6 protein-coding genes are annotated in these 9223 nt (G+C 50.3%); 3 read left to right on the forward strand and 3 right to left on the reverse strand.

Annotation, left to right across the window (positions count from 1 at the left end; all coding sequences use genetic code 11):
* Positions 1–515 (reverse strand): ABC transporter transmembrane domain-containing protein (locus FHD67_RS19310; RefSeq protein ID WP_246071363.1); only part of this gene is annotated, 515 nt, incomplete at its 3' end.
* A 406-nt stretch (positions 516–921) separates the two neighbouring features.
* On the opposite strand from FHD67_RS19310, the gene FHD67_RS19315 reads away from it, so the two are divergent.
* Complete coding sequence (locus tag FHD67_RS19315) at positions 922–4062, forward strand: calcium-binding protein (protein ID WP_139599737.1); 3141 nt, start codon at positions 922–924, stop codon at positions 4060–4062.
* A 1076-nt stretch (positions 4063–5138) separates the two neighbouring features.
* On the opposite strand, the gene FHD67_RS19320 is transcribed toward FHD67_RS19315, so the two are convergent.
* Positions 5139–5378 (reverse strand): hypothetical protein, encoded by a 240-nt coding sequence (locus tag FHD67_RS19320; protein ID WP_139599738.1) that lies wholly within the window; start codon positions 5376–5378, stop codon positions 5139–5141.
* Between the two features lie 409 nt (positions 5379–5787).
* Between FHD67_RS19320 and FHD67_RS19325 the strand changes: the two genes are divergently transcribed.
* The gene (locus FHD67_RS19325) at positions 5788–7056 is read left to right on the forward strand and encodes a CAP domain-containing protein (protein ID WP_176695219.1); all 1269 of its coding nucleotides are present in this window, start codon (positions 5788–5790) and stop codon (positions 7054–7056) included.
* 133 nt (positions 7057–7189) lie between these two features.
* Positions 7190–7600 (forward strand): BLUF domain-containing protein, encoded by a 411-nt coding sequence (locus FHD67_RS19330; protein WP_139599740.1) that lies wholly within the window; start codon positions 7190–7192, stop codon positions 7598–7600.
* Between the two features lie 597 nt (positions 7601–8197).
* On the opposite strand, the gene FHD67_RS19340 is transcribed toward FHD67_RS19330, so the two are convergent.
* Positions 8198–8419 carry a hypothetical protein gene (locus FHD67_RS19340; RefSeq protein ID WP_139599742.1) on the reverse strand — a complete coding sequence of 74 codons (222 nt, stop codon included), beginning with the start codon at positions 8417–8419 and terminating at the stop codon, positions 8198–8200.
* Between the last annotated feature and the right edge of the window lie 804 nt (positions 8420–9223).

Consider the following 9223-nt stretch of genomic DNA (forward strand, 5'->3'; position numbering starts at 1 on the left):
ATCCCGCCGCCGACGGTCGCGACGATGCCCAGGACCGGGTGGAACATGAAGACCGCCGCCAGGAACAGCGGTGCCCAAGGCAGGTCGAAGAAAGCCAGCATGACCGGTGACCCGATCAGCCGCTGGACGGAATCCAGGTCGCGCATCCCGCCCGCCGTGGTGGCCGATTCGTCGCCGCGCAATGCGCCCTCGCGCAGCGCGGCGTCGAAGACGCGACCCTCCATCCGGTCCTGGAACCGGGCGGCGATCCGCTGCATCACGCGGTTGCGGATGATGTCGATGGCACCCATCAGCGCGAAGAGGAAGATCACCAGCACGAACAGGGCGGTCAGCGTCTCGACGCTGCGCGAGGCCAGCACACGGTCATAGACCTGCAGCATGAACAGCGGCCCGGTCAGCATCAGCAGGTTCACGACCGCCGAGAAGACCCCCACCGACAGGAACAGCGGCCACCCCGTGGCGCGCGCCTGGCGCAGTTCCCGGGCCCCGTCCGTCAGGTTCGCAGCCTTGGCCATACGTCTTGCCCCGAAAATGCCGCGCCGATGGCGGGGCTTGCCTCGTTACCGCGGCGACCATATCACCACGCAGGCCTACGCCAGCCTGCCGCGACCCTCGCATCGAAAGGTTAAGGATTCCTTTTTTAAGAAAATTTCTTATACCATAGACAGTCTACAGCCCCACTAAATTCGCTTTCTTGAAAATTAATAATATTATATATTCGCAACTTTTTTGATGTCGCTGCCTTTTGCATTGTTCCAATAATGTCGTTTAAATTGTAATTATTATGTGCATGAGAAAATTTTTTGGAAATTTTTTCTTGAAAAGTATCGGGCAAATGACCCATGGAAAGAATTTTAATTATTTAGGAATTGATCCTGAATAAAAAAACCCTTTGTTAAAGGAAATGAACAGAGGGTTAAAATGGCGCAGATCAGACATAGCCACTTTGGTGGAAACGTAGTTCTCACTCGCGATAGTCTCACTGATGCCTACGCCTACCATGAAACGCTTGAGGAGATCGATTTTTCAAATATTCGATTTCCAGGTGGGGGCGTCACGGAGGCTCAAACATGGGAAAATGGTGGCCTTCACCGTATGTTTGGGAAACCAATGGATCCGAAGGACGAGAAATATACTTTAACTATTCGAGAAATGCTTGATTTCGCTGAAAAAAACGGAAAATCGGTATCGATTGTAACGCCGACATTTCAATTTTACGATAAAGTTGAAGGACACTTCGATACACGAGGATTCAATGCATATCTTGCAGAGCTATCTAAGGCAATTTCCGAATACCCGAGCGTTAAGATAACTAATTTCGAAATCGGTAATGAATATTGGGGTAGTAAAGAATGGGGATCTTTACAGCCTGACGAGTATGGAAGAATAGCAAATGCAGAGATTTCCGCAATAAATGGAATGATAAATGAGGTATGGGGGGACCGTCCTGCAGATGATCGCCCAGGAATAGGAATACAAGCCGGCGTTCAATGGAAGGCGGAGCAAAATGCCGACGGAACCTGGACCGCAGTAGGTCCCCGCCATTCACAAGAAATTATCAACGAGATAACGACTGAAAACCGCGCATTAGTAAGTGCAATATTTCAGCACAGTTATCCAGACGCTAACGATCTAACTACCAAGATCAATTGGGCCATAAATCCAATGCGAGTTTTTCAGGAAGCCACCGGCTTTTCAGATGACATTCAACTTATTATATCAGAATTTAATATCGGTGAAAACACAGCTGTTGGAACGCAACAGGCTGCAGCATGGATCAATGCGTTCTCAAAACTGATCGAGGCGGGTGTCGATGCGGTCGATCATTGGGGAATTTCATATGATTGGCTATCGAACAAATTCTACGACACGAAATTTTCACCGTCCGAAAGCGATGGCGGAGCGATAGTAACAATTGCGACCCCGATGGGTCAGCTTTATGATATCGCTGAAAGACATTTAATAGGTAAAAGCTCTGTAAAAAACACGGAAGTTTCCGACTGGGTGGAGCAGTCGGGTGATATTCAGACTAACGGATTTTCAGAAAAAAATCAGAAAGTAGTATTCTTCTACAATCAAACAGATGAAGATACATCAATTTATCTAAGCAGCATATCCAGCAACTATCATGTATCCACGTATCACATTATTCCCGCAGATTCGCCTTATAGTACCTGGTACGATGAGTCTATGTCCAAAACTCCCTTACCTGGACAGATAGCTGATGCTCGTGGCGACATGAAAGTCGTTTCAGGACCAGGTGGCACGTTTGACGGCGAGCTAGCGCCCAACGAAATTGTCGTAGTTGTAATTTCAGATAGTAAGCGAGATCTTTTTATAGAGGGCGCTCACAACGTCACCGACCCACGAACAGGAATGGTTAATGACGCATTCCAGGGAGCAAACGGAAATGACGTCCTTTACGGCCATGTTGGTAATGACAGAATATTCGGAAGTGGCGGCAAAAACGTTATTGCCGGAGGAAAGGGTAATGATATCCTTCTGGCCGGCGATCACGGCGACTTAATTTTATCAGACGGCGGAATTGATAATGTTAGGGGTGGCCGTGGTAGCGATATGCTTTTATTTTCGTCCGCCAAAGGCCGACTTCAGTCTACTGCTGTCGGCGGAGCAGGGAATGATCTCTTTATCGTAATGCCAGACGCAAATGTAGATATTTTGGACTTTGCGCCTGGCGATCTAATATCGTTTGGGGGTGCATTTAAAAGTAAGGTACAGCTTCAAAACGCAACTAGGATAGATGGTGCAGATCTGCATATCTCCATGCCCGGCGGAGGAGAAGTGAAGATCGCAGGCGGGTCTAACATAATGTTTGACCTATACCTATATAACATAGACTTTTTACAGCAATCCGAACGTTATTCTTTGTCTAACAGGTATCTCAAAGGTTTCTCAGACTTTCAGATTTCTGAGGCAATAAAACTTACTTTTGAGGCTAAGTTTGCCACAAACTTTTATTTTGAAAATTTATCAAGAATTATTGATTCGGTAGGCGGGATTGGTTCAGACCTTGATGAGGACCCAAACGTAGCTCCTTTGGACGAAGGAAAGGTAGTTTATGGGAGTGCATCGGCTGATCAGTTATGGGGCACGGCGCATTCAGATAAAATTTACGGAATGTCTGGAAATGATAAAATTTACGGTGCTGCTGGAGATGATGAGCTAAGTGGAAATCACGGGCATGACATAGTTTTTGGTGGCCTGGGAGACGACGTCATATACGGCGGTACAGGATTTGACCGCCTATATGGTGGAGCAGGAAATGATGAAATTAATGGAGGAGATGGCAACGATTTCATAAATGGAGATGCTGGAAGCGATCGCATCTTAGGCGGATCGGGCCAAGATACGATTTTTGGCGGCATCGACTCAGATATTGTCCACGGTGGTTACGGCTCCGATAGAATCTTTGGTGGATATGGATCCGACCGGCTTAGCGGCAACCAAGGAAACGACTATGTCCACGGAGGATGGGGGAACGACCAGATTTATGGTGGGCTAGGTAGCGATACATTGGCTGGTGCGGCGGGTAACGACAACCTATTCGGAGGCTTTGGTGACGATGTGCTATTTTCTGGGTACGGTGATGATCAATCACATGGGGGCATTGGCAACGACTTAATCCACGGACAACACGGCAATGATCGTCTATACGGGGAGGGTGGCAATGACACTCTCCGCGGAGGTTTGGGCAATGATCGTCTGAGCGGCGGAGCGGGAATCGATCATCTATATGGCGGCCCTGGAAGAGATATCTTTCAGTTTAAGCTCGGCGATAGCAAGCCAGGGGCGTTTGATAAGGTATACGACTTCAGAACCGGTGTCGATATTATTGATCTATCCACAATTGACTCAAATATCAACAGACCAAGCTCTCAGTCGCTAAAAATCTGTCAGCGACCAGAAGCAAACGCCCTGTGGTTCTTAAGCGAGGATGGCGGCACATATGTTTGCGCTGACGTCAACGGTGATCGAAATGCTGATTTCGTTATTTTTCTTCCGGGAGTGACTAACTCCGATAATATAGATATTATTTTTTAAACCTCGACAGCCCGGCGGATTTGTTAGATGGCATACGCATTGAAAAAATCAATAATTACGATATTGGAACCGCACACCCGTCGCCGGCAGTAGCTGGAATAAGTATCAATAAGGCTCACGATCCGCAGCTTTTTACCCAAGGATACTAGGTGATGGACATTCGCCGGGAACACAGTCCCTTGGGCTGTTTTCTGGCTTGGGCAATTCTTGATCGCGTGAACGGATGTACATGAGGATCTGACTAATCTGTTATTGTTGTGTTGTATTTATGCATCGCCAAGTGAATAGATGAAAAACTACAATTTTTCGGCGAATTTCCGCCACTCGTTAACGAATTTCGAACGATAAGCAGGTAAAAGCTATGCACCCTACGATTGTTTATGGTTCCGGTTTTGATCTGGTTTCAGACGGGCGTAGCGCCTGTGCAAACCGAAATTGTCTTGAAAGACGGAGCAACTATGGCACATACGAAGACGTTGGATGAACTCGTTAAGTCATTGATTATATTGCGAGATAAGGCTGAGCATGCGTATAGCTGCGTGACGGTGTTGGACCGCGAGGAACGCAAACTCGTCAAAAAGCAGATCGACAGTTGTATGCAATCCCTTCACTTTCTTTCCGAACACTTGGATCAGACAGAATGTGGTAAGGTGGCGCCCGGAGAACAGAACGTGCCATCCGTTCAGATATAAATATCGGATCGCCGTAGGGAGTCTGTCCAGGCATGGTGCAAAATCAAATCCCAACTATTGTTATTCATGATGTTGGCAGATCCAGGACCACAGATAGCCTCAATCAGTGCATTGACACTGACGTCCACGTCCAGAAGTCCTGCAAGGACGGAGCCCGGAGGGTGCGCCAGTCAATTACTCTCGGCTAGAGCCGATAATAGCGACGCATCTAAAAAAGGTTGAGCTCTACGTACTAAGCTGGTGTAGCTGCGTAACTTGTCGATCTCGCATCCACCACGGACGTCAGCAGATCAGACGGAGAGGCTTTTAGCGATCACGCTTGAGTCCTTCTTTATCTTCGAGAATCTTCGATCACTATGATCTTTTTATAAAATCATCGTTAATTCAGTTATCATTTATAATATTTGCGGCCCTTAGATGTGCCCAAAGCGCAGCATCTTTTTCTAAATGCTCTCTTATGATTTCCAGATTGCAGATTGCCATATCAACTCGCGTCAAAGCATAGGAAACTGCGTCATCACCGATGTTCAACCGGTGGATGCTTTTGCGACAGGTATCAATAACTGAGTTTGCGTGAGCAAGCTGTACATTAAGTTCGCGAACACTTCCAATCTCAAGGTCCATGTTGACTCCTTTACAAAATTTTTACACGCGATTTATTAATAAATCCTTAAGATACTTCAATCAGACTGAAGATCCGATCAAGGTATTCCAACTGGTGCATGCTGGTGAACGGTTCGACTTAGTCGCTGTCTGTCACGAGGGCAGGGGGCTACTTGCGGTCGTCCGGCCAGCCCCAAGGCTTGCGGCCCCATTTTTCGGACGCTCGTGACCGAACCTTCTACAGCCCCTTAAGCATTGAATTCGAACACCCGCTCTTTAAGGGCATAGTGGCGACGGACCACGCCCACTGTGGGGGGCGAGGTAGCTAGATAAACAATTACAGATTTATCTTATTACCATGTGCGATCTTAATGCATTGTTTGCGAAATGCTCGTACTTAATGCTATTTGCTCTCGAAGAGGATAGATCCATGAGTTTCGCGACTGCCTACGAGCACTATTTCGTCAAGCTGGTGAACAATACCCGCCTCGAGAACGGCCTTGCACCGCTTAAGATTGCAAAGCCCTTAAATGAGTCTGCCGAACGGCATAGTCAATGGATGCTCTATGCGGACATGTTTTCACATGTGGGCGCAGGTGGATCATCCGCTTCTGATCGCATGGAGAAGGCTGGGTTCCCCATGTACGGGGAAAACTGGGGCACGAGAGAGAACTTGGCGTATGTCTCAGTTCGTGGCGCTGCGGACCTGACTGACGAAATTAGGCAGCTGCATCAGAACCTTCTCAATAGCCCAAGTCACTACCGGAACATCGTCGACCCCGATATGGAGTTTATTGGGATCGGTTTAGAGATGGGCAATTTCCAAGGCCATGCGGTTCTGATGGTCACTCAGAACTTTGGACGGACGACAGGACAGCCGGTATTGGATACCGGTGTCTTTGGAAGAGGTATTGTTCCGGCGATCGACACAAGTGCAGAAAGCCGCGGCGAATGGCGTGACGATAGCTTCGACGGTGTCGTCAAAACCTCCTCGCCAGACGGCCTTGCGGTGCAAGGAACCGCTCGTTCAGACGACTTTCAGCTTGGTGGTCGTGCCGATCTCGCTCGAGGGCTGGCAGGTGACGACTGGATTCATGGCGGAGGTGGGAACGACACCCTTGACGGTGGGCAAGGCGATGATCGTCTCATTGGCGGTTATGGCTTCGATGTGCTGCTTGGTGGGCTAGGGAATGACGTCCTCGATGGCAACCAGGGCAATGACCGACTTGAGGGTCACGGCGGAAATGACCTTCTATGGGGTCGAGACGGCGACGATACCTTAAACGGCGGATTTGGTTTCGATACCCTCATCGGGGGAAATGGAAATGACGTTCTGTGGGGTGGGGGTGGCAACGACAAATTGGTAGGCGGCATTGGCTCCGATACAATCCAAGGCGGCGCCGGAAATGACACGTTGATTGGATCACAGGGTAACGACGTGCTCACTGGTGGGGCTGGTGCCGACACGTTCGTGTTCCACGCAGGCGGCGGCTCCGATAACATCACAGACTATCAGGTTGGGATCGACCGGCTCATGATAGATGATGCTATCCTTCGCCAGTCTGTTCCAGGGTTCTACGACATCATCACGGAAACTCCGACGAAGGCGGTTTTGGATTTCGGAAACGGAAACGTCATCACGCTTATAGGTAAAGGCATAACCGCGGAAGCGATTGCGGAAGATATCCTACTCTTCTAAGCGTGCCATGAGGCTTATCCGCGTGATCAGCTATCAGTCTAACTGACTAACTAAGGTTAGCCTTTGATGATCAGCTATTCCTATTGCTGGTCGCCCGAGGCATGAAACTTGCCTCTGCGAGAGGTAGGACACTTTGATTACCAATCTTTTGTACCGTAGCGAAACGACCCTTCAGCCGAAGGACCCGAAGCTCAAGGCCATCTTGGCCCAAGCGCGTCATCGTAACGGCAACATGGACATCACGGGGTATCTTCACTGGGAGGATGGGATCTTCCACCAGTGGATAGAAGGCCCGGAGGCAGAACTGCAAGTTGTTGAGCGCTACATCTACGACAGCAAATCCCATCATGGGCTTACAGTTCTGGGTAGGAATGTTGTCCCGACCCGGCAGTTCCCGGGTTGGGACATGGCCCTCGGTTTGTCGGAGGAAAACTCGTTATTCAACTTCATTGCGTCACATGAAGCTGGAACTGCCGATCATCAAGAGTATGCAAGGGCTGTGCTTGCCTTCATGCACGCGCAGTCGGGGACACAGGTCCGCTAAGTTAGACTGAGCCGTCATTGATCCGATGATGGCAAGCAGTCGTTCCGCTCGAACATCCTGATGGCAAAGCTCACCTTCGCATCGAGCATTGTCTTGATCGCCTGGTGCCTGGCAAGCTCGGATTGAAATTTGCGGAGATCATGCACGGACAAACCGATCTCCTTACTTGCGCCCAGGAGATCATTTATCAGATGGTCGAGAGCGTTCATCATTCAGCCTACCAGCGTCACCACTGCGCAAGTTCTTCTTTTGTGCTTTATCCGGCTATGGGACAAAATAACGCACAGGATGTCGGATGTCGGATCATTCCGGCAGCCTGGTCCGGAGGATCCTGCTGCCGAACTGAAGCGACAGCGTGTCGCGCGGTGAATAATCGGCCATCACATCCCACGCGACTAGCATCGCTCAGATGGCCCGCAGCCAGAGAATACCGATCGCCCTGCCACTCATCGCACCAGGTGACCTAGAGGGCCCGGATCTCCGGAAATATCGCTTGTGGATTCGATGACGGGGCAGGGCTGTCTCCTTCCGGTCGATTGGAAGGAAAAGAGAACGAGTCGCAAGGTTTCAGTGGTTCGTCGATTTTAGAAACCGACCTTACTTGTGGTCGGGATGCATCGCGCGAATGGCCTGGTCGACCTTCCGGTCAACCATCAATTCCAGAAACCCGTCCCGCATCTGTATCGGATCGATGCGGGCCGATTTGGATGATGTGATGATCTTGGCAGTGATCACGACACGCGGCGCTTGAAGTTTTCGTCGTTGCATATGAGTGACCACTATCGCCCCTCCGCAGGACACACTGATGAATGGGATCAACAAAAATCCCGCGGCCTTGGTTTCATACGCACTCGCACGCTGCACCGACTGCAGGTCGCCAGACCACAGCAGGCCTGCCGCGGTGATACGCCGAGACCGTCTTCGCCGTGATATCGATCGGCGTACGGTTAACCCTTCGTTAAGAGATGCGAGGTAACGCTGTCAAAAAACGGCGGAGCTGCCAGTGGACTATCGCGTGAAGACGAGCAAAGATCTCGCTATCAATCTGGCCCATGCGAAGGCCGTCATCACGGCATGCAGGGTCGCCATCCCCCGTATCGCAGTCAGTGATGACGATGAAGCCTTCATCCGACTGCCGCTTGTCCGAGGATGAACAACCGGTGCCATGGCGCGGCATGTGGACGGCAGGCATGTCACGACCCTAACGTGCCTGTGGGACCACTGCAAGTCTGACATGCGCTGATGCCGGTGGTCAGGCGGAGGCAACTCCAGCCGCTGCCAAGCCGCAGAGTGCGGAACGCCCCTTGGGCACGCTGAGCCTGCCCGAGCGGGCCATCATCGAGCAGACACGTGTAGTACACTTGGCCGCCTCATAGGCATCGTTCTGCAGACGATGGTCTTCCCCGTTCATTGATACGCGTGACTAGCCACCTGTCGCTACGTTTGGCCTCATCAATGGTGCAAAAGTTACGCCATAGTGGGCATGTCACAGAACTCGCTCAATTGACGAATTTTGCAACACGTTTGACGCTGCTGCGCAAACGATCCAGACCGTGTGAAAACCCAAACAGGATTCCCAGCCTAATGTGGCCATGGTATCCTCGGGCCATGGCACATATTTCA

The sequence above is a fragment of the Paracoccus haeundaensis genome, from assembly GCF_006239215.1.
GTDB classification, from domain to species: Bacteria; Pseudomonadota; Alphaproteobacteria; order Rhodobacterales; family Rhodobacteraceae; genus Paracoccus; species Paracoccus marcusii.